A 24120-nucleotide genomic window follows, 5' to 3' on the forward strand; every position below is an offset into this window, starting at 1 on the left:
ATGTCAGTGTGTGGCCGGAGTCGGCAGTCCGTCGGTCAGTGCGGGCGGCGTGTTCGCGACACCGTCGCCGCTCACCTCCGGCGTCACGACCGGCACGCCGCCGATCGTCGCGTCGGGCGCGGTGATCAGAGGGGTGTCGGCGATCAGCTCGTTCGGCACCGCGCCGCGCCCGATGGCGTCGATCGAGGAGGTGGCGGCGGCCGCCTCCCCCGCGCCGAGCACGCTGGCGTCGCTGAGGCGGAGGTAGCTGGGCGACTCGTCGATCACCATGCCGAGGGCGGCCGCGTTGGCCGCCAGGTACTGCGGAGAGCTCAGCCCGGCGACGTCGTCGGCGAGGATCTGCCGCTGCCACGTCACCTCGCGCTGCTGCTGGGTGAGGGTGGACACCTCGTAGGAGCCCTGGGTGGTGAGGATCGAGAGCACCATCTGCGCCCCGCCGATGAGGAGGGCGCCGGTCAGCGCGACGACGGCGTAGGCCACGCGCGGGCGCCGGCGGACCGCGGGCGCGTCGACGGCCTGCAGCCGCCGGGCGGGCGCGCTCCGCCCCGGTGCGGGCCGCAGGGCGGGGGTCGAGAAGGCGTTCGCGGTGGTCACATCGACTCCTTGATGCGCTCGGCCGCACGCAGCCGGACAGGCGCGGCGCGCGGATTGCGCGCCACTTCTTCTTCGGAGGCCGTCTCGGCCCCCTTCACGAGCAGGCGGAAGCGGGGGGCGTGCTCGGGGAGCTCGACCGGGAGCCCCGCCGGCGCGGTGGATGCCGCGGCATCCTGCAGCACGCGCTTGACCAGACGGTCCTCGAGCGACTGGTACGACATCACGACGATGCGTCCGCCGACGCGCAGCTGCGCCAGCGCGGCGGGCACCGTGCGCTCGAGCACGGCGAGCTCGCCGTTGACCTCGATGCGCAGCGCCTGGAACACGCGCTTGGCGGGGTGCCCCGCCTGCTTCAGCGCGGCGGGCGTGGCGGCCTGGAGGATGTCGACGAGGCGGCCGGAGCGCAGCAGCGGCTCCTGGGCGCGCGCGGCGATGATGGCGCGGGCGTAGCGGCCGGCGAGGCGCTCCTCGCCGTAGCGCTCGAAGATGCGACGGAGGTCTCCTTCGCCGTAGGTGGCCAGCACGTCCGCTGCGGTGGGCCCCGTCGTCTGGTCCATCCGCATGTCGAGCGGCGCGTCCTTCGCGTAGGCGAACCCGCGGTCGGCGACGTCCAGCTGCAGCGACGACACACCGAGGTCGAAGAGGATGCCGTCCACGGGGCCTGCGCCGGCCTCCTCGACGGCGGCGGCGATGCCGTCGTAGACCGTGTGCACGAACGTGGTCCGGTCGGCGTACGGAGCGAGGCGCTCCTCGGCGATGCGGAGCGCGTCCTGGTCGCGGTCGAGCCCGATGACGTGGAGCCCGGGGAAGCGCTGCAGCAGCGCCTCCGTGTGACCGCCCATGCCGAGCGTGCCGTCGACCAGCACGGCGCCGTCGTGGGCGATCGCCGGCGCGAGCAGCTCGATGCAGCGCTCGAGGAGGACCGGGGTGTGGATGTCTCGGATGTCCATGATGTCGGGGCCCTGGTGCCCTCTGCTCCGATCCCCCTCCGTTTCGACCTGGCGCCGGGGAAGTGCGTCAGGGCAGAAACGGCTGGAGATCGCAGCCGAGGGTCAGAACAGTCCCGGGATCACCTCCTGCTCCATCTCGGAGTAGGAGTCCTCGTTGCTCTCGGCGTAGGCGGCCCACGCGTCGGAGTTCCAGATCTCGGCGTGCGCACCGACGCCGGTGACGACGAGGTCGCGGTCGAGTCCCGCGTAGGTGCGGAGGTGAGGGGGGACGGTGATGCGGTTCTGGCTGTCGGGCTTCTCGGCGCTCGCACCCGACAGGAACATGCGGAGGAAGTCGCGCGCCTGCTTGTTGGAGAGCGGCGCCTCGCGGATGCGCTCGTGGACGCGCTCGAACTCCTCGGTGCTGAACACGTAGAGGCAGCGCTCCTGGCCGCGCGTGATGACGACGCCCGATCCCAGATCGTCGCGGAACTTGGACGGGAGGATGACGCGGCCCTTGTCGTCGAGCCTGGGAGTGTGCGTGCCCAACAGCATCGCGGTCACCCCCTTCGTCTCGGCCCTCCGGGTTCGTGCTCGCCACTTTACTCCACTTTCCTCCACTTCCCTACGGCGGACGCGACGGAAACGCGCTTTTCCGCGCACGACGCGCCCAGCGGGCGCAGGGAAAAGAAAAGAGCACCGACCCGCAGGGTCGGTGCTCTCGTGTCAGCGGATCGGACTCAGTCCGACGCGCGAAGGTTCAGGTGCTCAGCGGTCGCCGCCCTGACGACGGTCCCAGCGCTCGTTCATGCGATCCATGAAGGACGTGGAGGATGCCGGCGCCTTGACCGGACGGCCCGGCTCGGCCTGGGCACGCGGGGTGCCCTTGGTCGGGGTCACGGCGAGGATCACGCCGCCCAGCATGACCGCGAACGCGATGACGCCGACGACCACGAGGGGAACGGAGACGCCGACGATGAGACCGCCGAGTCCGAGGAGGACGAGGATCGTGCCGTAGACGATGTTGCGGTAGCTCAGCGTGCGGCCATCGCGCGGCGCGCTCACGACATCCGCGTCGTTGCGCAGGAGATGGCGTTCCATCTCGTCAAGCAGACGCTGCTCCTGTTCGGAGAGTGGCATGCTTCCCCCTCTTTACGTTCGTTCCCGGCTGATTCTACCCGCGCCGTCGATCACTAGGCTAGGCCCGTGGACCCCTCTCCGGACCCGATCGAAGCTGTTTCCCAGCGACTGGACACCTTCCTCATCGCCCGCCGCCGGGAATCGGAGGAATGGGGTCCGGAAGCCGCCGTTCTCACCGACGCCGGCGCGGCCTCCCTCCGCGGTGGAAAGCGCCTTCGCGCGCGGTTCTGCATCGCCGGGTGGAGGGCTGTGGAGGAATCCTCGAACGTCCCCGCGGCGCTCGATCCGGCCGTGCTCTCCGTCGCCGCGTCGCTGGAGGTGTTCCACGCCGCCGCCCTCGTCCACGACGACCTCATCGACAACTCCGACACCCGCCGCGGGCGCCCCTCCTCGCACCGTGCCCTCGAGGCGCACCATGTCGCGCACGGGTGGGTCGGAGACGCTGCGGCGTTCGGCAGGTCGGGCGCCATCCTCCTCGGCGACCTGCTCGTGGCATGGAGCGACGATCTGGCGGAGGAGGGCTTCTCAGAGGTGGACGCCGCGGCGGCCGCCGCCGCCCGCGCCGAGTACGGCGCCATGCGCCGCGGGGTGACCGTGGGCCAGTTCCTCGACGTGGCGGAGGAGTCCGCCTTCCGCTCCGAGTCCGACGATCGACACGCCGAGCGCGCGCTGCGCGTGGCCTCGCTCAAATCGGCGCGGTACAGCATCCAGCAGCCCCTCACCATCGGCGCCGCGCTCGCCGGCGCCGACGACGCCCAGCTGGCCGCACTGTCGGGCTTCGGGCATCCGCTCGGTATGGCCTTCCAGCTGCGCGACGACGTGCTCGGCGTCTTCGGCGACGAGGCGGTGACCGGCAAGCCCAGCGGCGACGACCTGCGGGAGGGCAAGCGCACGGTGCTGATCGCCTACGCCCGCGAACGTCTCCCCGCCTCGGCGGTGCGCACCGTCGACGAGCTCATCGGCGACCCGACCCTCGACGCCGGTCAGATCACCGCCTTGCAGAACACGATCATCGACTCGGGCGCGCTCGAGCGCGTCGAGGCCCTCATCGCCGACTACGCCCGGCAGGCCGAGCGCGCGCTGTCCGGGGCGCGGCTCGGCAATGCGGCCGTCGGGCAGCTGCGCGATCTCGCGCGAGCCGCCGTCGCCCGCACCGCCTGAGACGGGGCGTCAGGCCAGGGTCGCCGCGACCCGCCGGACCTCGGTCTTGCGACCGGCCAGCAGCGCCTCGATCGGCGCCGCTCCGGTGAGCTCCTCGTCCTGGAGCAGCCAGTCGATGACCTCGTCGTCGCTGAAGCCGGCGTCCTGCAGCACGATGATCGTCCCGCGCAGCGACGTCAGCGGATGCCCGTCGACCAGGAAGATCGACGGCACGCGGAAGACGCCATGCCGGCGGCTGCCGATCAGGTGATGCTCGTCGAGCAGGCGCTTCACCCGCCCGAGCGGCTCGTCCAGAGCGGCGACGAGTTCGGGCATCGTCAGCCATTCGGTGTGGATGCTGGGCACGTTCTTCCCGGTCACGTTGCCACTATGCCATCTCCGCCTGTGGGCTCGACCGCGTGTCGTTCCCACGAAGCCGAGTGTGCTTGTGTAACAGAAGTCTCATAATTCACATGCGTCACTTTCGTTGACACCCGTCACGCCGCCGTGCCACGGTGTCCGGAGCCTACGAGAGGAAGTCCCGTGCGCCAGCCCATCGGACCCGAACCGATTCAGACGGTGCACCCGGCACCACGACGCCTGCCGACCGCCGGGCTGCCCGCCGTCGTCGCCGGGTCGATCGCGGGATCGCTCGCGCTGACGCTCGCCGCCGTGCCCGCGCACGCCGCCGATGCGCCCCGCGACAGCGAGCGACGGATGCCGCGCCTGGCGGCCGAGCCCGCCGACGCGACGTTCCGCGCTCCCGCCGTCCGCGCCGCCCTGATGGGCGCCGAGGCCGGCGATTACGTCGTGCAGCCCGGCGACACCATCAGCGCGATCGCCGCGCGCTTCGGCGTCAAGATCGCCGACGTCTTCGCCCTCAACGGCCTGGGATGGTCGTCGGTCATCCACCCCGGCCAGCACCTGCGCGTCACCGCGAGCGCGCCGGCGGCGGCCGCGGCACCCGCGCCCGCCGCTCCTGCTCCTGCTCCCGCTCCTGCCCCGTCGGGCTCCGTCACCGTCGCCGCCGGAGACACGATCAGCGCCATCGCGCGACGCGCGGGTGTCAGCACGCAGGCCGTGCTCGACGCGAACGGCCTCGACTGGTCGTCGGTGATCATGCCGGGCCAGAAGCTCGCCCTCCCCGGCAGCGCCCCGGCCGCGGCGGCGGCGCCTGCCGCGCCGGTCGCCGCTCCCGCACCGGCGCCGGCACCGCCCGCCGCGGGGTACACGATCGTGGCCGGCGACACGATCAGCGGCATCGCGCAGCGCCACGGCGTCAGCATCCGCGCGATCCTCGCGGCCAACGGCCTGGGCGCGGACTCGATCATCTACCCCGGCCAGACGCTGGCCATCCCCGACGCCGCCGCGGTGGCCGCGCTGGCGGCGGTGCCCGCGGCATCCTCCACCCCCCTCGATCTCGACGAGGAGCAGGCGGCCAACGCCCGCACCATCATCGGCATCGGCCGGCAGCTCGGCGTGCCCGACCGCGGCATCGCGATCGCCCTCGGCACGGCGATGCAGGAATCCTGGCTGCGCAACCTCGACTGGGGCGACCGCGACTCGCTGGGCCTCTTCCAGCAGCGGCCGAGCACCGGATGGGGCACCGCCGCGGAGGTCACCGACCCGGGGTACGCCACACGCGTGTTCTTCGGCGGCGCCTCGGACCCGAACGGCTACGACACCCGCGGGCTGCTCGACATCCCGGGCTGGGAGTCGATGTCGTTCGCCGACGCGGCGCAGGCCGTGCAGATCTCCGCCTATCCCGACCGCTACGCGCAGTGGGAGCAGCCCGCGACGACGTGGCTGTCGGTCCTCGGATGAGCACGATCCACCGCGGTCTCGACCTGGTCACGGTGGGTGAGCCGCTCCCCGGTGCGGCCCTCCCCCGTCCGTAGACTCGGGGCGTGAGCACGAGTCAGCAGGCCGACCCGCTGATCGGCCGTCTCGTCGACGGCCGGTACCGGGTGCGCGCGCGCATCGCGCGCGGCGGCATGGCGACCGTGTACGTCGCGACCGACCTCCGGCTCGAGCGCCGCATCGCCCTCAAGGTGATGCACGGCCACCTGAGCGACGACAGCGTGTTCCAGAGCCGCTTCATCCAGGAGGCCCGCGCGGCCGCGCGCCTGGCCGACCCGCACGTGGTGAACGTGTTCGACCAGGGCCAGGACGGCGACATGGCGTACCTCGTCATGGAGTACCTGCCGGGCATCACACTCCGCGAGCTCATGCGCGAGCAGCGCCGCCTGAACATCACGCAGACGATCACGATCATGGACGCCGTGCTGTCGGGTCTGGCCGCCGCCCACCGCGGCGGGATCATCCACCGCGACGTGAAGCCCGAGAACGTGCTGCTGGCCGAGGACGGCCGCATCAAGATCGGCGACTTCGGGCTCGCCCGGGCGACCACCGCCAACACGGCCACGGGCGCACAGCTGCTGGGCACGATCGCCTACCTCGCGCCCGAGCTCGTCACGCGCGGCACCGCGGACGCCCGCAGCGACATCTACGCGCTCGGCATCATGCTCTACGAGATGCTCGTCGGCGAGCAGCCGTACAAGGGCGAGCAGCCGATGCAGATCGCCTTCCAGCACGCCACCGACTCCGTGCCGCGGCCCAGCGTCAAGAACCCCGGGGTTCCGGAGCCGCTCGACGAGCTCGTCCTCTGGGCGACCGAGACGACGCCGGACGACCGCCCCTCCGACGCGGCCGAGATGCTGCAGCGCCTCCGCGAGATCGAGCGCGAGCTCGGCGTCGCCCCGCAGGTCGCCCGCACGCTGACGCCGTCGCGCCGACGGGTCGCCGACGACGTGCGCGACTCCGGCGAGCTCACCCGCGTGCTCCCCCCGAGCGTGACCGCGCCGATCGCCGCCGCCGAGGAGGCCGACAACGCCTCGCGCCTGCGCACGGTCGCGCGTCGCCGCGCCGCCAAGGGCGGCTGGCTCCTCGCGCTGGTGCTGCTGCTGGCGGTCGCCGCCGGCGGGGCGGGGTGGTACTTCGGCTCCGGGCCGGGCTCGATGGTGTCCGTGGCGGCAGTGGCAGGGACGCCGTCCTTCGCCGAGGCGGAGGCGGCGCTCGTCGCGCAGGGCCTCACCGCGCAGCAGCGGGACGTCTACAGCCTCGACGTGGGCGCCGGCACGGTGGTCGGCAGCGATCCGGAGGCGGGCACCCGCGTGGACAAGGGCGCGAGCGTGGCCGTACTCGTCTCGCAGGGACCTCAGCCGCGCGACATCCCCGCTCTGGCCGGTCTCAGCGCGGATCAGGCGCGCAGCACGCTGAGGGGTCTCAACATCGTCGTGACCGATCCGGATCAGCAGTCCTTCACCGACGCGGAGAAGGGCGCGGTGCTGTCCGCCTCGGTCGCTCCGCGCGACGGCGCCGAGGCGATCGACTGCACGAACGGCTGCAGCGTGCACGAGGGCGACACGGCCTCGCTGTCGGTCTCGGCCGGCCCGCTGCCCGACGTGAGCGGCAAGAGCGTCCAGGACGCCACCGCCGCGTTGCAGGAGGTCGGACTCTCCGTGGCCGGCACATACGAGGAGTTCAACGACGACCTCGACGCCGGAGCGGTCATCTACATCGCGAACCGCGAGGGCGGCGGCAACTGGGTGCCCGGCGAGTCGGTGACCCTCGCCGTCTCGAAGGGTCCGGAGCCCGTCGAGGTGCCCTCCGTGGTCGGGCTGACGCGCGACCAGGCGAAGAAGAAGCTGTCCGACCTGGGCTTCACCTACCAGTACCTCGCCACCTGGGACCTGTTCCTCGACTCCGCCACCCGGGTGGAGGCGCAGGTGCCCGCGGCCGGTCAGCTCGTGCGCGCGGGGTCCGAGGTCTCCCTCCGCTTCCAGGTCTCGGGCTGACCCCGACACCCACCTGCAGAGACGAGTAGAGCGGATGCCGCGGCATCCGCTCTACTCGTTCCGGCTCAGCGCTTCTCGAGCTCCTCGGCCACGAGGAACGCGAGCTCGAGGCTCTGCATGTGGTTGAGGCGCGGGTCGCACAGGCTCTCGTAGCGGGTCGCGAGGGAGGCCTCGTCGATGTGCTCCGAACCGCCGAGGCACTCGGTGACGTCGTCGCCGGTGAGCTCGACGTGGATGCCGCCGGGGAACGTGCCCGCGTCGCGGTGCGCGTCGAAGAACCCGCGCACCTCGTCGACGACGTCGTCGAAGCGGCGCGTCTTGTAGCCGGTGGGCGTCGTGATGCCGTTGCCGTGCATGGGGTCGGTGACCCACAGCGGCGTCGCTCCGGAGTCGCGGACGGCCTCCAGCAACGGGGGCAGCGCGTCGCGGATCTTGCCGGCGCCCATGCGCGTGATGAACGTGAGGCGTCCGGGCTCGCGGGTCGGATCGAGCTTGTCGATGAGCGCCAGCGCCGTCTCGGGCGTCGTGGTGGGGCCGAGCTTGACGCCGATGGGGTTGCGGATCTTCGAGAAGTAGTCGATGTGCGCGCCGTCGAGGTCGCGCGTACGCTCCCCGATCCACAGGAAGTGCGCGGACGTGTTGTACGGCGTCAGCGTACGGGAGTCGATGCGCGTCATCGGGCGCTCGTAGTCCATCAGCAGACCCTCGTGGCCGGTGTAGAACTCGACGCGGCGCAGCTCGTCGAAGTCGGCTCCGGCCGCCTCCATGAACTTGATGGCGCGGTCGATCTCCGACGCGAGACGCTCGTACTGCTGGTTGGCCGGATTCTTGGCGAAGCCCTGGTTCCAGCTGTGCACCTCGCGGAGGTCGGCGAAGCCACCCTGCGTGAAGGCGCGGATCAGGTTGATCGTCGACGCGGCGGTGTGGTACCCCTTCAGCAGGCGCGCCGGATCGGGTCGCCGGGAGCCTTCGGTGAAGTCGTAGCCGTTGACGATGTCGCCGCGGTAGGCGGGCAGCGTGACGTCGCCGCGCGTCTCGGTGTCGCTCGAGCGCGGCTTGGCGAACTGCCCGGCCATGCGGCCCATCTTCACCACGGGCATCGAGGCGCCGTACGTGAGGACGACGGCCATCTGCAGCACGGTCTTGATGCGGTTGCGGATCTGCTCGGCCGTGGCGCCGGCGAACGTCTCGGCGCAGTCTCCGCCCTGCAGCAGGAACGCCTGCCCGGAGGCCGCACGGGCGAGCCGCTCGCGGAGGTTGTCGACCTCTCCGGCGAACACCAGCGGCGGCAGCGTCGCGATCTCGGCGGAGACCGCCGAGACGGCGTCGGCGTCGGCCCACGCGGGCTGCTGCTTGATGGGCAGGGTCCGCCAGTGGTCGAGGGGGTCGAGCTGCTGAAGCATCCCTCGATTCTAGCCGGGGCGGGGTGACGGCGATGCCGTGTGACGGATGCCGCGGGCCGCCGTCAGCGCGGCGGGGCGGGGAGCCTGTCCTTCACGGTCGACGCGTAGACGTCCTCGTACTCCTGCTCGCCCAGTCGCTGCAGCGCGACGGTGATCTCGTCGGTCACCGAACGCAGGATATAGCGGTCGCCCTCCATCCCCGCGAAGCGCGAGAAGTCGAGCGGTTCGCCGATGACCACACCCACGCGGACGATGCGCGGGAGGGTGTGGCCGATGGGGAGCATCGTGTCGGTGTCGACCATGACGACGGGCACCACCGGCACCCGCGCCTCGAGCGCCATGCGCGCCAGGCCCGTGCGGCCGCGGTAGAGCTTGCCGTCGGGGCTGCGCGTGCCCTCCGGGTAGATGCCGAGGAGGTCGCCGCGCCCGAGCACCTGGAGGCCGGTGTTGAGGGAGGCCTCCGACGCCTTGCCGCCCGAGCGGTCGATCGGGATCTGGCCGGTCGCCTTCATGAACATCCGCGTCGCCCAGCCCTTGAGTCCCTTGCCGGTGAAGTAGTCGCTCTTGGCGAGGAACGACATCCTCCGATCGATCAGGAGCGGGAGGAAGACCGAGTCCATGACCGAGAGGTGGTTGCTGGCGAGGATCGCCGCCCCCGTCTCGGGCACGTTCCGGCGCCCCACGATCCACGGCCGCCAGATCGCCTTGACGATCGGTCCGATGACGACGTATTTCATCAGCCAGTAGAACATCGGCTAGATCCTTGCCGTGGGGGTGGACGCCGTCAAGGCGGATGCCGTCAGGGCGGATGCCGTCGGAGCGGATGCTGTCGAGGCGGATGCGCCTGCGAGGTCGGCGGCGCCGATGACCCCGGCGTCGTTGCCGAGGCGCGCGATGGCGAAGCGCGCCACCTCGCGGTCGCCGTAGCCCGGGAGAGACGTCTCGTAGGCGAGGCGCACAGGTCCGAGGAGGTCCTCGCCGAGCTCGGCGACGCCTCCCCCGATGACGTAGAGCTCGGGATCGAGGGTCGCGGTGAAACCGCCGCACGCCTCACCCAGCGCGGTGGCCACCCGCCGCAGCGCCTCCGTGGCGCCCGGGTCCCCGGCCAGCACCAGCCGCGAGATCGCCGGGCCGGAGATCTGACCGGTCTGGGCGCGCAGGGCCGCGAGGCCCGCGCCGATGCCGCCGCCGTCGGCGATCTCCTCGGCCTGCCGCTGCAGCGCGCGACCCGAGGCGTACATCTCCAGGCATCCGCTCTGTCCGCAGCCGCACAGGAGGCCGTCGCGGATGAAGCGCACGTGGCCAAGCTCGGCGGCGATGCCGTGCCCGCCCCGGTAGAGCCTGCCGTCGAGCACCACCGCGCCCCCGACGCCGGTACCCATGGTCAGCATCACCATGTCGCTCACGTCACGCCCGGCCCCGAAGCGGAACTCCGCCCATCCGGCCGCGTTCGCGTCGTTGTCGATGGTGACCGGCAGCGGGATGCGCTCCTCGAGGATCGCGCGGAGCGGCTCGTTGCGCCACGCGATGTTCGGCGCGTGGATGATGGTCGTCCCGGCCTTGTCGACGAAGCCCGCCGCGGCGACGCCGACGGCGTCCACCTCGTGCGCGGCGCTCAGATGCGTCGCCATGTTCACGACCGCATCCGCGAGCTCGCGCACGTCGACGGGCGTCTCGATTCGGAGCTTCTCGAGGATGCGTCCGTCCGCATCCACCACGGCGCCGGCGATCTTCGTGCCGCCGATGTCGATCCCGATCCTGTGCACCGTGCTCCCCTTCGATCGCGCACCCGCGTGGGCCGCTTCCCCTCGGCCGCGCCCGCGTCGGCGCCTCGAAGTCTAGTGGCGCGCGGCATTCCGCAACCGGCATCCGACTCCGGGGAGCCGGAAGCGGCCCCGGTAGACTCGGTGCACAGAGTCGTCCACCGGTACCGAAGGAGCTGCCGTGATCCAGTTCGAAGTCCCCGCCGTCGTCCCCGCCGATCCGAGCGCGAACGTCGCCGATCTGCTCGTCGAGCGGGTCAGGGCCACGCCCGATCTCGCCCTCTTCGCCGTCCCCGAGGGGGCCGGATGGAAGGACGTCTCCGCCGCTGAGTTCCAGCGCCAGGTGATCGCCCTGGCCAAGGGGTTCGTCGCCGCGGGCCTCGAGCCGGGTGACAAGGTGGCCTTCATCGCCCGCACCACGTACCAGTGGACGCTGGTCGACTTCGCCCTCTTCTACGCCGGGGCGGTCATGGTGCCGGTCTACGAGACCAGCTCCCCCAGCCAGATCCAGTGGATCCTGTCGGACTCCGGTGCGATCGCCTGCATCGTGGAGAGCACGGCCCACTCGGCGAGCCTCGACGAGGTGCGCGCCGACCTGCCTCTCATCGGCAAGGTGTGGGAGATGCACCGCGGCGACCTCGACAAGCTCGCCGCCGGCGGCGCCGGGGTGGCGGACGCGGAGATCGAGCGCCGGCGCTCGATCGCGAACTCGTCCGACATCGCCACGCTCATCTACACGAGCGGGTCGACCGGGCGGCCCAAGGGATGCGTGCTCACCCACGGCAACTTCGTCGAGCTGGCGCGCAACTCCGCGAAGGCGCTCAGCGAGGTCGTCACGATGCCGGGGGCCTCGACGCTCCTGTTCATCACGACCGCGCACGTGTTCGCCCGCTTCATCTCCCTCCTCGACGTGCACGCCGGAGTGAAGACTGGGCACCAGCCCGACACCAAGCAGCTTCTGCCCGCACTCGGCTCGTTCCAGCCCACGTTCCTGCTGGCCGTCCCCCGTGTCTTCGAGAAGGTCTACAACTCCGCCGAGCAGAAGGCGGAGGCCGGCGGCAAGGGCAAGATCTTCCGTGCGGCGGCCCGCACCGCGATCGAGCACTCGCGCCTCCAGCAGGAGGGCGCGAAGATCCCGCTCGGCACGCGCATCAAGTTCGCCGTCTTCGATCACCTGGTCTACGCCAAGCTCCGCGCGGCGATGGGCGGCAGGGTCGTCTACGCGGTGTCGGGCTCCGCGCCGCTCGGTGCGCGCCTCGGGCACTTCTTCCACAGCCTCGGCGTGGTGATCCTCGAGGGGTACGGCCTCACCGAGACCACGGCCCCCGCGACGGTGAACCTGGCCCGCAAGTCGAAGATCGGCTCGGTGGGTCCTGTGCTGCCCGGCGTCGGCGTGCGTCTGGATGACGACGGCGAAATCCAGGTGCGCGGCATCAACGTGTTCAAGGAGTACTGGCGCAACCCGGAGGCGACCGCGGAGGCCTTCGACGGCGACTGGTTCAAGACCGGCGACCTCGGGTCCTTCGACCAGGAGGGCTTCCTGTCGATCACGGGCCGGAAGAAGGAGATCATCGTCACGGCCGGCGGCAAGAACGTCGCCCCGGCGGCGCTCGAGGACCCCATCCGCTCCAACCCCATCGTCGGCCAGGTCGTCGTCGTCGGAGACCAGAAGCCCTTCATCTCGGCGCTGGTCACCCTCGACACCGAGATGCTCCCCGCGTGGCTGTCGAACAACGGGCTGCCCGCCGACCTGTCACTGGCGGCCGCAGCGACCGACGACGCGGTGCGGGCCGAGGTGCAGCGCGCCATCGACATCGCCAACAAGGGCGTCTCGCGGGCCGAGTCGATCCGCAAATTCGTGATCCTCCCGACCGAGTGGACGGAGGCGAGCGGCCACCTCACCCCGAAGATGAGCATCAAGCGCAACGTCATCATGTCCGACTTCGCCGACGACGTCGCCCAGCTCTACGCCGAGCCGGTCAACACGACCAACGTCTCGGTCGGCTGACGCCCGAGCGACCTCTGACGACGAGAGACCCGGATGCCGCGGCATCCGGGTCTCTCGTCGTCTTCCGCTCTTCTCAGGCTGCGGCATCCGTCGCGGCCGGACCGGTCGGGGTGGTGGCCGGTCAGAACCAGTCGGACTCCCGGATCTGACGCATGGCGACGCGCCGGTCCTCCGGCGAGAGGCGCTCGAGGTAGAGGCGCCCGTCGAGGTGGTCGGTCTCGTGCTGCAGCGCCTGGGCGAGCAGACCGTCGCCCTCGAGGACGATCTCCTGCCCGTCGAGGTCGATGCCGACCACCTTGGCGTGCGGATGACGGATCGCGTCGTGCCACAGCCCGGGCACCGACAGGCAGCCCTCGCCGACGGTCTCGGGCTCGCCCGACACCTCCACCAGCGTGGGATTGATGATGTACCCGATGTCGCCGTCGATGTTGTAGCTGAACGCGCGGAGGCCGACACCGATCTGCGGGGCGGCGACGCCGGCGCGCCCGGGAAGCTCGACGGTGTCGAGGAGGTCGCGGATGAGCGCGCGCACCCCGTCGTCGATGTGCTCGATGGGAGCACTGACGGCGCGGAGGACGGGGTCGCCGAAGACCCGGATGGGACGGACCGACATACCGGCGACTACGCGGCCGCGGGGAGGGCGCGCAGGCCCTCGACGACGGCTGCCGCCAGCTGGCGCGCGGCGAGGCGCGTCTCGGGCTGGAGGTCTCGGAACGTGATGGCACTTCCGGCGGCGATCAGCGGGTCGTAGGGCACACGCACCACGGCACGCACGCGCGTGCGGAAGTGCGCCTCGAGCTCGTCCGGTCGCACCATGGGCGCACCGGGCCGACCGCTGTTCAGCACGACGACGGCCGTGCGCACCTGCTCCGCGTAGCCGTTGGTCTCCAGCCACGTCAGGGTCTCGGAGGCGAGGCGCGCCTCGTCGACGCTGAGACCGGCGACCACGACGATCTGGTCGGCGACCTCGAGGGTCGCCCCCATCACGGAGTGTACGATGCCGGTGCCCGTGTCAGTCAGCACGATGGAGTAGTAGTGCGCGGCGAGCGAGGCGACGTCCTGGTAGTCCGTGTCGCTGAGCGCCTCGGACACGCGGGGGTCGGAGTCGGATGCCAGGACGTCCAGGCGCGTCTCGTCGCGCGAGACGACGGCCGAGATGTCGTTGTACCCGCGGACGGTGCTGCGCACCCGCACCAGGTCGCGAATCGTCTTGCCGCTCGCCTTCGCGATGCGCTCGGCGAGCGTGCCGCGGTCGGGGTTGGCGTCGATCGCGATGATGCGGTCGTCGCGGGCGTCTGCCAGCGCCATGCCCAGCAGGGTCGTGACGGTCGTCTTGCCGACGCCGCCCTTGCGCGAGAGCACCGGCACGAAGCGCGCGTTGCCGCTGAGCGGCACGGCGATGCGGCGGTCGAGCTCCTTGCGGCGGCGCGCGGCGCGGCCGTCGCCGAGGTTGATGCGCTTGCCCGTCAGCCGGTAGATGAAGTGGCGCCAGGCCCCCTCCGGCTCCGGCCGCACGATCATCGACGGATCGAGCAGGCGATCGGCCGTGAGGAGGTCGGACGACTCCCGGCCGACCTCGAACTCCCCCAGGCGCTTGGAGGTCAGGGCGACGTCGGGGCGGGTGGTGACGCGCTCGAGCGCCTGCGTGCGATCGGCGGGCTCCGGCGCGGGACGGCGAATCGCGCGCGCGGGCGCGGGGGCGTCCGGCACCTCGGCGGGCTCCGGCGCGGTCGCCTCGGGCGCGGGCACGGATGCCGGCTCGGGCTCGCGTGCAGCCTCGGTCTCCGCATGCTCCGCGGTGACGGTCTCTGCGGGCTCCGCGGCGGCGGCCTGCGAGGCGACGGGCTCCGCCGGCGTCTGCGCCGCGGCCGGGGTCGGCTCGGCCGCGGGCGTCTCCGACGCGGCCGGGGCGTCCGCGACCGAAGGGCTCGGCGCGGCGGACGCCGGCTGCTCGGCACGGGCCGGCTCCGCCTCGCGCGGGGGCAGCGGCACCGCGCCTGTGCGGACGGCGCGACGGCTGGTCATGTAGGGCGACGCAGGCCTCGTCGGCGAGGCGGTCGCCGCGCTCGATACCGCTGCGGCGGTCGCGGCGACGGCGGCAGCGGCCGCGGCATCCATCTCCTCGCGCACACGGGCGTCGAAGGCGGCACTCAGCGCTGCAGCGTCCGCCACGGCGCTGTCCGCCGGAGCCGATCCGTCACCGGCGATATCGGCGTCGTCGACGACCTCGACGTCCACGATCTCAGCATCGGAAGCCGTTGCGGTCTCGTTCTGCTCGGCCGCGACCGGACGGGAGTCATCCGGATCGTCGTCGTCCTCGAAGTCGACGATGACGACGTCCTCGACCGTCGCCTCCGAGTCGGCGGACTCCTCGCGTGTGGTCTCCGGGTCGGCCGGCACCGACAGTTCGGCGCCGTTCAGCTCGTCGTCGATGCGAGCGGGGTCGAGCTCGTCGTCGACCACGTCATCGTCGAGGAGGTCGTCGTCGTGGGCGGCCGGAACGATCACGCTGATCTGCTCCGTGGCGGGTCCGCCGAGGATGTCCAGCCGGGCGACATCGAGGTTCCCGGAGTCGTCGAGGACGCCGTGTTCGGTGCTGTCTTCCGGCTGCTGGTCATTGCGATCGGGCGTCACTGCGGCATCTCCAAGCGGGGGGTGGGCTTACGTCACCCCGTCCCAGGTTACTGGGAGGGGCGGATGACGACCAAAAGGTCGCCCGCCTCCACCTGCTGGCTCCCCGTGATCGCGAGCCGCTCGACGACGCCGTCGACGGTGGCGGTGATGGCCGCCTCCATCTTCATCGCCTCGATCGACGCGATGGGCTGACCGGCCTTGACCGATGCCCCCGCCTCCACCTTCACGGTCACCACGCCGGCGAACGGAGCAGCCACCTGGCCCGCCTTCGAGGTGTCGGCCCGCTCGGCCTGACGCGCCTCGACCTTGATGCCGCGGTCGCGCACGTACACCGGGCGGAGCTGACCGTTGAGGATGGTCATGACCGTCCGGATGCCCTTGGCGTCGGCCTCGCCGATCGCCTCGAGACCCACGTAGAGCTGCACGCCGGGGTCGATCTCGGCGACGTGCTCCTCCCCCGGCGTGAGCCCGTAGAGGTAGTCCGGCGTCCCCAGCGAAGAGAGGTCGCCGTAGGTCTCGCGGTTCTTCTCGAACTCCTTGGCCGGACCGGGGAACAGCAGGCGGTTGAGCGTGCGGCGACGCTGTGCCGCGTCGCCGTCGAGACCCGCGCGCTCCTCCTCGGTGAGCGGGGGCACCTCGATGGAGACCTCGCGTCCGGCGAGCACCTTCGAGCGGAACGGCTCCGGCCAGCCGCCCGGCAGGTCGCCCAGCTCGCCCGCCATGAAGCCCACCACCGAGTCGGGGATGTCGTAGTTCTGCGGGTTCTCCGCGAAGTCGGCGGGATCGGCCTTGGCGGCGACGAGGGCGAGGGCGAGGTCGCCCACGACCTTCGACGACGGCGTCACCTTCGGGATGCGGCCGAGGATGCGGTCGGCGGCCGCGTACATGTCCTCGATGAGCTCGAAGTCGTCGGCCATGCCGAGGGCTATGGCCTGCTGCCGCAGGTTGGAGAGCTGACCGCCCGGGATCTCGTGGTGGTACACGCGGCCCGTGGGGCTGGGCAGCCCGGACTCGAACGGGCGGTAGAGGTGCCGCACGCCCTCCCAGTACGGCTCGAGGTCGCTGACGGCCTGCAGGTCGATGCCGGTGTCGCGATCGGTGTGCGCAAGAGCGGCGACGAGAGCCGACAGCGAGGGCTGGCTGGTCGTTCCCGACAGCGGCGCGGCTGCAGCATCCACCGCATCCACGCCGGCGGCGCTCGCGGCCAGCAGCGTCGCCAGCTGGCCGCCCGCCGTGTCGTGGGTGTGCAGGTGCACGGGCACGTCGAACCGCTCGCGGAGCGCCGTGACGAGCTTCGCGGCCGCCGCGGGGCGCAGGAGTCCCGCCATGTCCTTGATGGCCAGGATGTGGGCGCCCGAGGCGACGATGGCGTCAGCCAGTCCGAGGTAGTAGTCGAGCGTGTACAGCCGCTCGGCGGGGTCCAGCAGATCGCCGGTGTAGCAGAACGCGACCTCCGCGACGGCCGTGCCGGTCTCCAGCACCGCGGAGATCGCCGGGCGCATCTGGTCGACGTCGTTGAGGGCGTCGAAGATGCGAAAGACGTCGACGCCGGTCGCCGCCGCCTCGCGGACGAACGCGTCGGTGACCTCCACGGGGCGGGGCGTGTAGCCGACGGTGTTGCGACCGCGCAGCAGCATCTGGATCGGGATGTTGGGGATCGACTCGCGGATCGCGGCGAGCCGCTCCCAGGGGTCCTCCGCGAGGAAGCGCAGCGCGACGTCGTAGGTCGCGCCGCCCCAGGCCTCGATCGACAGGAGCTGCGGCGTCATCCGCGCCACGTGCGGACCGACGCGCACGAGGTCGCGGGTGCGCACGCGGGTCGCGAGCAGCGACTGGTGGGCGTCGCGGAACGTCGTCTCGGTGACCGCGAGCGCGGTCTGCGCGCGCAGGGAGGCGGCGAACCCGGCGGGACCGAGGTCGTGGAGACGCTCCAGCGTGCCGGCGGGCGGCGGCGCGGCCAGGTCGCAGGAAGGCAGCTTGCTGCCCGGCGACACCGACAGGGGCTTCTCGCCGTACGGCTGGTTGACCGTCACGTCGGCGAGCCAGTTGAGCAGCTTCGTCGCACGGTCGCGCGACGGGTTGCTCGTGAGCAGCTGCGGGCGCTCCTCGATGAACGCGGTGCTGAGGTCTCCGGCGACGAAGGACGGGTCGTCCAGCACGCCCCGGAGGAACGGGATGTTCGTCGAGACGCCGCGGATGCGGAATTCCGCCAGGGCGCGCTTGGCGCGGGCGACGGCCGCGGGGAAGTCGCGACCACGGCACGTGAGCTTCGCGAGCATGGAGTCGAAGTGCGGACTGATCTGCGAGCCGGCCGCCGTGGTACCGCCGTCGAGGCGGATGCCGGCGCCGCCGGGCGAGCGGTAGGTCGTGATGCGGCCCGTGTCGGGCCGGAAGCCATGCGACGGGTCCTCCGTCGTGATGCGGCACTGCAGCGCGGCGCCCCGCAGGACGATGCGGTCCTGCGACAGCCCGAGCTCGTCGAGCGACTCCCCCGCGGCGATCCGCATCTGCGACTGGACGAGGTCGACATCGGTCACCTCCTCGGTGACGGTGTGCTCGACCTGGATGCGCGGGTTCATCTCGATGAACACGTGCTGGCCGGCGCGCTCGCCCGCGGTGTCGACGAGGAACTCGACCGTGCCCGCGTTGACGTAGCCGATGGACTCGGCGAACGCGACCGCGTCGCGATGGATGCGTCGGCGCAGCTCCTCGTCGAGGTTCGGCGCCGGGGCGATCTCGACGACCTTCTGATGACGGCGCTGCACGGAGCAGTCGCGCTCGAAGAGATGGACCGTGTGACCCGTCGCGTCGGCGAGGATCTGCACCTCGATGTGGCGCGGGCGCACGACCGCCTGCTCGAGGAACACCCGCGGGTCGCCGAACGCCGCGCCGGCCTCCCGCATCGCCTCGGCGATGGCCGGCGGCAGCTCCTCGGGGGTCGCGACGCGGCGCATGCCGCGACCGCCGCCGCCGGCGACGGCCTTCACGAAGATGGGGAAGCCGATGTCGCCCGCCTCTGCGACGAGCGTGTCGACGTCGTCGGAGGCGGGCGTCGAGGCCAGCACCGGCACGCCTGCGGCGATCGCGTGCTCCTTGGCCGTCACCTTGTTGCCGGCCATCTCCAGCGCGCGCGCCGGAGGCCCGATGAAGGTGATGCCGTTCTCCGCGGCGCGGGCGGCGAGGTCGGGATTCTCCGAGAGGAATCCGTAGCCCGGGTAGATCGCGTCGGCGCCCGACTCGACGGCGACGCGGATGATCTCCTCGACGTCCAGGTAGGCCCGGACGGGATGGCCCTGCTCCCCGATCGTGTAGGACTCGTCCGCCTTCTGGCGATGAAGCGACCCGCGGTCCTCGTAGGGGAAGACCGCGACGGTCTTGGCCCCCAGCTCATATGCCGCACGGAATGCGCGGATGGCGATCTCTCCGCGGTTCGCGACCAGGATCTTTCGGAACATGTGAACCTCGCAGAGGGACCGGGCGGTAGGCCTGAGTGTGCACACAGCCTAGGGGACGGTAACGTAGAGCCTCGTGCACGTACTCTCCGTCAGCTCGCTCAAGGGCGGGGTCGGTAAGACGACCGTGACTTTGGGGCTCGCCTCCGCCGCATTCGCCCGCGGCGTCCGTACCCTGGTCGTCGACCTCGACCCCCAGTCCGATGTCTCGACGGGCATGGACATCCAGGTGGCCGGTCGCCTGAATGTCGCCGACGTCCTGGCCAATCCTAAGGAGAAGGTCGTCCACCAGGCGATCACCTCCAGCGGATGGGCGAAGGTCCACCCCGGCACCATCGACGTGATGATCGGCAGCCCCTCCGCGATCAACTTCGACGGCCCGCACCCGAGCGTGCGCGACGTCTGGAAGCTCGAGGAGGCGCTCGCGACCATCGAGGCCGACTACGACCTCGTGCTCGTCGACTGCGCCCCGTCCCTGAACGCGCTGACCCGTACGGCGTGGGCCGCCAGCGATCGCGTGATCGTCGTGACGGAGCCCGGGCTGTTCTCCGTCGCCGCCGCCGACCGCGCCCTGCGCGCGATCGAGGAGATCCGGCGCGGCCTCTCCCCCCGTCTCCAGCCGCTCGGCATCGTCGTGAACCGCGTGCGGCCGCAGTCGATCGAGCACCAGTTCCGCATCAAGGAGCTGCGCGACATGTTCGGGCCGCTCGTCCTCTCCCCGCAGCTGCCCGAGCGCACCTCGCTGCAGCAGGCGCAGGGCGCCGCGAAGCCGCTCCACATCTGGCCGGGCGACTCGGCTCAGGAGCTGGCGGCAGACTTCGACGCCCTCCTCGACCGCGTGATGCGCACCGGTCGCATCCCGGTTCCGGGCGAAGCACGCGCCTGACCGCGCCTGACGGCGCCAGCCGGGTGCCCGCGCGGGCACCGCGCCGTGCGCGACCGCGCGAACGCGGACACCCCCGAGGGCGAATCGTCCAGTGCGCTGAACGCTCGCTGAGCGGCGGCGTCAGGCCGAGCGCACCGCGCGGCGGGCGGCGAGCTCGTCGACCGCTTCCGGCACCTGTGCGTCGAAGTCGACGAGGGTCGACTCGACCTCGCGGAGGACCTTGCCCACGGCGATGCCGAAGACGCCCTGACCGCGGCTGACGAGGTCGATGACCTCGTCGTTGGACGTGCAGAGGTAGACCGATGCCCCGTCGCTCATGAGAGTCGTGCCGGCGAGATCACGGATGCCCGCGGCGCGGAGCTGATCGACGGCCACACGGATCTGCTGCAGCGAGATCCCGGTGTCGAGGAGTCGCTTGACGAGCTTCAGGACGAGGATGTCGCGGAAGCCGTAGAGGCGCTGGGAACCGGAGCCACTGGCACCGCGGACGGTGGGCTCCACGAGCTCCGTGCGGGCCCAGTAGTCGAGCTGGCGGTAGGTGATGCCGGCGGCGCGTGCGGCCTGAGCACCTCGGTAGCCCACTTCGTCGTCCATCGCGGGCAAGCCGTCGGTGAAGAGGAGATCGGCGGCGAACGGTGTGTCGCCGGCCGCTTCGGGAGCGGTCATGCGCGTCCTCCTCATCGGTTCGGGTAGTGCCCACGCTAGATCAGCCCGGGCGGCCGGGCAACGACATCGGGTCGTCGGCGTCGGCGTGTCGCGCTAGGACAGCAGTCGCTCGAGCGAGGCGCGCACGTAGATGCCGCGCAGCTCGTCCAGACGTTTGGCCAGTTCAGGGCCCAGATCGCTCGCGCGCGCACGAGACGCGGCATCCGTCCGCCGCAGCAGCGCCGAGAGCGCGGATTCGATCAGCGCGACTTCGCGCTCGGCGCTCTGACGGAGGGTGCGCACGTGGCGCGGCTCGATCCCATGGCGATCGAGGGCGACGAGGGCACGCAGGATCGCGACGGACTGATCGGTGTAGGCGTCGGCGCCGAGCACCCCCGTGCTGACGGCGTCGTTGAGCAGCTGCGGCGAGGCGCCCGCCGCGGTCAGGAGCTCCTCGCGGCGGTATCGACGCGGCGCGGGCACGATCGAGGGCACGGCCGTGGGCGGAGCGGGATCGCGCCCCGCGTCGACGTCGGCGAGGTAGTCGCGGATGACGAGGAGCGGCAGGTAGTGGTCGCGCTGCAGGGTGAGCGCGAGACGCAGACGGTCGACGTCGGCCTGCGAGAACTTTCGGTAGCCCGACTCGGTGCGCGTCGGCGTGACGATGCCCTGGACCTCGAGGAAGCGGAGCTTGCTCGAGGTGAGGGAGGGGAACTCCGGGGTCAGCCGGGCCAGCACCTGGCCGATGCTGAGAAGACCCGCGGACGACGAACGTTCGCGGGCGGAGGCCGCCGGCATCAGCCTTCCGCGTGCAGCGGGAGGTCGGCGGGCGAGACGAAAAAGTTGAGTCGGAACTTGCCGATGCGCACCTCGGCGCCGTTGACGAGCGACGCGCGATCGACGCGCTCCCCGTTCACGTAGGTGCCGTTCAGCGACCGCTGGTCGACGATCTCGAACGCGGCTCCGTCGCGGGTGATCTCGGCGTGACGACGCGAGACGGTGACGTCGTCGAAGAAGATGTCGGCCTCCGGGTGACGGCCCACGGTCGTCACGTCGGTGTCGAGCAGGTACCGGGCGCCGGCCGTCGGGCCGGAGCGCACGAGGAGCAGCGCGGCCTGCGAGGGCAGGGCGCCGATCGCCTCGATCTCCGCCTCGTTGAGGTCGGCGCCGAACGGCACGAACGACAGGTCGGAGTCGTGCCCGAACGTCTGCGTGACATCGGTGGGCGCGTCGGGAGAGCCTGCGTCGGCGCCTCGCCGGATGTCCTCCGGTCCGGGTGTGCGGTTGTCCTCCACGGCGTACCTCCTTCGCATCCAGACTAGCCGATCGCCCACCCTCCCCACTGCGGCGTGGGCGGGTGCGCGAGGCTCCGAGTCCGGACGTTCCCTCTGATGTCCACGTGTGTCGCGCCGGGTGCTCCGCGACGGCCACGTGACGAGCCTGTCGAGTAATCGAACCTACTGAAGCCGGAGCCGCCGTGTCGAGTGCAGAGCGGCCGCCTTCTTCGCGCCCGGCTCGCGACGAGGGGGCGCCGGTAGCCTGAACGGATGCCGCACCGCTCCCCCGCCCGTCGCCCGCGTCTTCTCGCCGTCGCCGCGGCGCTCCTCGTGCTCACCGGGATGGTCGGCGGCGTGCTCGTCGCCGCTCCCGCCAGCGCGCACGACGAGCTCGTCTCCACGGATCCCGCGGCCGGTGCGACCCTCGACGCCGCCCCCGAGCAGCTCACCCTGACCTTCAGCGGAGAGCTGCTGGCCGATCCGGGGGCGACCGAGGTGCAGATCACGGATGCCGCGGGCACCTCCCTCGTCTCCGGCGCCCCCGCGGTCGCCGGCACGACGGTGACGCAGGCGGTCGACACCGCCGCAGCGTCTGCCGGAGGCGCCGTCACCGTGCTGTGGCGGGTCGTCTCCAGCGACGGGCACCCGATCTCCGGCGAACTCGACTTCACCGTGGCCGCGGCCGCACCCGCTCCCAGCCCGACGGCCTCCGCATCGGCGACCGCTGCAGCGAGTCCCGCGCCGAGCGCCACCGAAGGGGTGGAGGCGGCACCTGCGCCGTCGGCGACGACGGTCGACGCCGTGGGCGACTCCGAGGGCACGCCCGCATGGCCGTGGGTCGTGGGCGGCATCGTCCTCGTGGCGGCGGTCGGTGCGCTCGTGGCCGTGCTCGTCGGGCGGGCGCGCGGGCAGTCCCCGACCTCGCGCTGACCGCGTTCCGACGCCGTCCCGGGCCGATTCCGGCACCCCTCCCGAGCACTAGGCTGGAAGCATGCCTCACTACGACGTCGCTATCCTCGGCGCCGGCCCCGGCGGTTATGTCGCGGCCGTTCGCAGCGCCCAGCTCGGTCTTTCCGTCGCCATCATCGAAGAGAAGTACTGGGGCGGTGTGTGCCTGAACGTCGGCTGCATCCCCTCCAAGGCGCTGCTGCGCAACGCCGACCTCGCCCACGTCTTCCACGACCAGGCGGATCTCTTCGGCATCTCCGGCGACGTCCACTTCGACTTCGGCGTCGCGTGGGATCGCAGCCGCAAGGTGGCGGACACCCACGTCAAGGGCATCCACTACCTGATGAAGAAGAACAAGGTCACCGAGTACGAGGGCCGCGGGACGTTCGCCGACGCGAACACCATCGACGTCGTCAAGACCGACGGATCCTCGGAGCGCGTCACCTTCGACAACGCGATCATCTCGACCGGCTCGACGGTCCGTCTGCTCCCGGGCGTCACCCTGAGCGAGAACGTCGTGACCTACGAGGAGCAGATCCTCAACCGCGACCTCCCCGAGTCCATCGTCATCGTCGGCGCCGGCGCCATCGGCATGGAGTTCGCCTTCGTGATGGTGAACTACGGCGTCAAGGTCACCATCATCGAGTTCCTCGACCGCGCACTCCCCAACGAGGACGCCGACGTGTCGAAGGAGATCGCCCGCCAGTACAAGAAGTACGGCGTCGAGATCCTGACCTCCACCAAGGTGGAGACGGTCACCGACCACGGTGACCACGTCACCGTGACCTACACGCCCAACGGCGGCGGCGAGACCAAGTCCGTCGACACCGACCGCGTGCTGATGTCGATCGGCTTCGCCGCGAACGTCGACGGCTACGGCCTCGACAAGACGGGTGTCGCCCTCACCGACCGCGGCGCCATCGCGATCGACGACCACATGCGTACGAACGTCCCGCACATGTACGCGATCGGCGACGTCACCGCGAAGCTGCAGCTCGCCCATGTGGCCGAGGCGCAGGGTGTCGTGGCGGCCGAGACCATCGGCAAGGCCGAGACCATGACGCTCGGCGACTACCGGATGATGCCGCGTGCGACATTCTGCTCGCCGCAGATCGCGTCCTTCGGCCTCACCGAGCAGCAGGCGCGCGACGCCGGCTACGACGTCAAGGTCGCCAAGTTTCCGTTCAGCGCCAACGGCAAGGCGAACGGGCTCGGCGAGCCGATCGGCTTCGTCAAGCTGATCGCCGACGGCGAGCACTTCGAGCTGCTGGGCGGACACCTCATCGGACCCGACGTGTCGGAGCTCCTCCCCGAACTGACGCTCGCGCAGAAGTGGGACCTGACCGCCCTGGAGACCGCGCGCAACGTGCACACGCACCCGACGCTCTCCGAGGCCGTGCAGGAGGCGTTCCACGGCCTCGCCGGCCACATGATCAACCTCTGA

The 24120-nt window shown here is 71.4% G+C and carries 21 protein-coding genes; 7 read left to right on the forward strand and 14 right to left on the reverse strand.

Features of this window, described 5'->3' with window-relative positions; all coding sequences use genetic code 11:
- Positions 1-3: 3 nt before the first annotated feature.
- The 4 genes from ftsL to ABC304_RS14965 all read right to left on the reverse strand — a co-directional run bounded on the left by ftsL (position 4) and on the right by ABC304_RS14965 (position 2663).
- Positions 4-594 carry a cell division protein FtsL gene (gene ftsL / locus ABC304_RS14950; protein ID WP_412931816.1) on the reverse strand — a complete coding sequence of 197 codons (591 nt, stop codon included), beginning with the start codon at positions 592-594 and terminating at the stop codon, positions 4-6.
- Positions 591-1544 carry a 16S rRNA (cytosine(1402)-N(4))-methyltransferase RsmH gene (gene rsmH, locus ABC304_RS14955; RefSeq protein WP_412931818.1) on the reverse strand — a complete coding sequence of 318 codons (954 nt, stop codon included), beginning with the start codon at positions 1542-1544 and terminating at the stop codon, positions 591-593. Before rsmH ends, ftsL begins: the two co-directional genes overlap by 4 nt.
- A 102-nt stretch (positions 1545-1646) precedes the next feature.
- Complete coding sequence (gene mraZ / locus ABC304_RS14960; RefSeq protein WP_412932963.1) at positions 1647-2078, reverse strand: division/cell wall cluster transcriptional repressor MraZ; 432 nt, start codon at positions 2076-2078, stop codon at positions 1647-1649.
- A 213-nt stretch (positions 2079-2291) separates the two neighbouring features.
- Positions 2292-2663, reverse strand: coding sequence for a DUF3040 domain-containing protein (locus ABC304_RS14965; protein ID WP_412931820.1), 372 nt, complete (start codon positions 2661-2663; stop codon positions 2292-2294).
- A gap of 66 nt (positions 2664-2729) precedes the next feature.
- Between ABC304_RS14965 and ABC304_RS14970 the strand changes: the two genes are divergently transcribed.
- Complete coding sequence (locus tag ABC304_RS14970; RefSeq protein WP_412931822.1) at positions 2730-3824, forward strand: polyprenyl synthetase family protein; 1095 nt, start codon at positions 2730-2732, stop codon at positions 3822-3824.
- A gap of 9 nt (positions 3825-3833) precedes the next feature.
- Here ABC304_RS14970 and ABC304_RS14975 read toward each other — a convergent pair whose 3' ends face one another.
- Complete coding sequence (locus ABC304_RS14975) at positions 3834-4184, reverse strand: Rv2175c family DNA-binding protein (RefSeq protein WP_412931824.1); 351 nt, start codon at positions 4182-4184, stop codon at positions 3834-3836.
- 258 nt (positions 4185-4442) lie between these two features.
- Here ABC304_RS14975 and ABC304_RS14980 point away from each other — a divergent pair, with 258 nt between their 5' ends.
- Both ABC304_RS14980 and pknB read left to right on the forward strand, forming a co-directional pair.
- Positions 4443-5627 (forward strand): LysM peptidoglycan-binding domain-containing protein, encoded by a 1185-nt coding sequence (locus ABC304_RS14980; RefSeq protein ID WP_412932965.1) that lies wholly within the window; start codon positions 4443-4445, stop codon positions 5625-5627.
- 83 nt (positions 5628-5710) lie between these two features.
- The gene (pknB, locus tag ABC304_RS14985; protein WP_412931826.1) at positions 5711-7660 is read left to right on the forward strand and encodes a Stk1 family PASTA domain-containing Ser/Thr kinase; all 1950 of its coding nucleotides are present in this window, start codon (positions 5711-5713) and stop codon (positions 7658-7660) included.
- Between the two features lie 65 nt (positions 7661-7725).
- Here the strand turns inward: pknB and ABC304_RS14990 are convergent, their stop codons facing one another.
- The 3 genes from ABC304_RS14990 to ABC304_RS15000 all read right to left on the reverse strand — a co-directional run bounded on the left by ABC304_RS14990 (position 7726) and on the right by ABC304_RS15000 (position 10829).
- Positions 7726-9063 (reverse strand): class II 3-deoxy-7-phosphoheptulonate synthase, encoded by a 1338-nt coding sequence (locus ABC304_RS14990; RefSeq protein WP_127095235.1) that lies wholly within the window; start codon positions 9061-9063, stop codon positions 7726-7728.
- Positions 9064-9125: 62 nt separating this feature from the next.
- Complete coding sequence (locus ABC304_RS14995; protein WP_412931827.1) at positions 9126-9815, reverse strand: lysophospholipid acyltransferase family protein; 690 nt, start codon at positions 9813-9815, stop codon at positions 9126-9128.
- Positions 9816-9818: 3 nt separating this feature from the next.
- Positions 9819-10829 carry an ROK family protein gene (locus ABC304_RS15000; protein ID WP_412931829.1) on the reverse strand — a complete coding sequence of 337 codons (1011 nt, stop codon included), beginning with the start codon at positions 10827-10829 and terminating at the stop codon, positions 9819-9821.
- A gap of 178 nt (positions 10830-11007) precedes the next feature.
- On the opposite strand from ABC304_RS15000, the gene ABC304_RS15005 reads away from it, so the two are divergent.
- The gene (locus ABC304_RS15005; RefSeq protein WP_412931831.1) at positions 11008-12834 is read left to right on the forward strand and encodes an AMP-dependent synthetase/ligase; all 1827 of its coding nucleotides are present in this window, start codon (positions 11008-11010) and stop codon (positions 12832-12834) included.
- A 121-nt stretch (positions 12835-12955) separates the two neighbouring features.
- Here the strand turns inward: ABC304_RS15005 and def are convergent, their stop codons facing one another.
- The 3 genes from def to ABC304_RS15020 are packed head-to-tail and all read right to left on the reverse strand — an operon-like array spanning position 12956 to position 18923.
- Complete coding sequence (gene def / locus ABC304_RS15010; RefSeq protein ID WP_412931833.1) at positions 12956-13447, reverse strand: peptide deformylase; 492 nt, start codon at positions 13445-13447, stop codon at positions 12956-12958.
- A gap of 8 nt (positions 13448-13455) precedes the next feature.
- On the reverse strand, positions 13456-15468 hold the full coding sequence (locus ABC304_RS15015) for a MinD/ParA family ATP-binding protein (RefSeq protein WP_412931835.1): 2013 nt from the start codon (positions 15466-15468) through the stop codon (positions 13456-13458).
- Positions 15469-15515: 47 nt separating this feature from the next.
- Positions 15516-18923 (reverse strand): pyruvate carboxylase, encoded by a 3408-nt coding sequence (locus ABC304_RS15020; RefSeq protein WP_412931838.1) that lies wholly within the window; start codon positions 18921-18923, stop codon positions 15516-15518.
- Positions 18924-18996: 73 nt separating this feature from the next.
- On the opposite strand from ABC304_RS15020, the gene ABC304_RS15025 reads away from it, so the two are divergent.
- Positions 18997-19806, forward strand: coding sequence for a ParA family protein (locus tag ABC304_RS15025; RefSeq protein ID WP_412931840.1), 810 nt, complete (start codon positions 18997-18999; stop codon positions 19804-19806).
- A gap of 120 nt (positions 19807-19926) precedes the next feature.
- Here the strand turns inward: ABC304_RS15025 and ABC304_RS15030 are convergent, their stop codons facing one another.
- The 3 genes from ABC304_RS15030 to ABC304_RS15040 all read right to left on the reverse strand — a co-directional run bounded on the left by ABC304_RS15030 (position 19927) and on the right by ABC304_RS15040 (position 21746).
- Entirely contained in the window at positions 19927-20472 is a 546-nt protein-coding gene (locus ABC304_RS15030) for a MerR family transcriptional regulator (RefSeq protein WP_412931842.1), read from the reverse strand.
- A gap of 93 nt (positions 20473-20565) precedes the next feature.
- Positions 20566-21249 (reverse strand): transcriptional regulator FtsR, encoded by a 684-nt coding sequence (gene ftsR / locus ABC304_RS15035; RefSeq protein ID WP_412931844.1) that lies wholly within the window; start codon positions 21247-21249, stop codon positions 20566-20568.
- Positions 21249-21746: an FHA domain-containing protein gene (locus ABC304_RS15040; protein ID WP_412931845.1), complete on the reverse strand. Its 498-nt coding sequence runs from the start codon at positions 21744-21746 to the stop codon at positions 21249-21251. Before ABC304_RS15040 ends, ftsR begins: the two co-directional genes overlap by 1 nt.
- A 252-nt stretch (positions 21747-21998) precedes the next feature.
- Between ABC304_RS15040 and ABC304_RS15045 the strand changes: the two genes are divergently transcribed.
- Positions 21999-22658 carry a copper resistance CopC family protein gene (locus ABC304_RS15045; RefSeq protein WP_412931847.1) on the forward strand — a complete coding sequence of 220 codons (660 nt, stop codon included), beginning with the start codon at positions 21999-22001 and terminating at the stop codon, positions 22656-22658.
- Between the two features lie 61 nt (positions 22659-22719).
- A complete protein-coding gene (gene lpdA / locus ABC304_RS15050) occupies positions 22720-24120 on the forward strand; it encodes a dihydrolipoyl dehydrogenase (protein ID WP_412931849.1) in 1401 nt (466 codons plus the stop codon).

Source organism: Microbacterium jepli, assembly GCF_047237905.1.
In the GTDB taxonomy this organism is placed as follows: Bacteria; Actinomycetota; Actinomycetes; order Actinomycetales; family Microbacteriaceae; genus Microbacterium.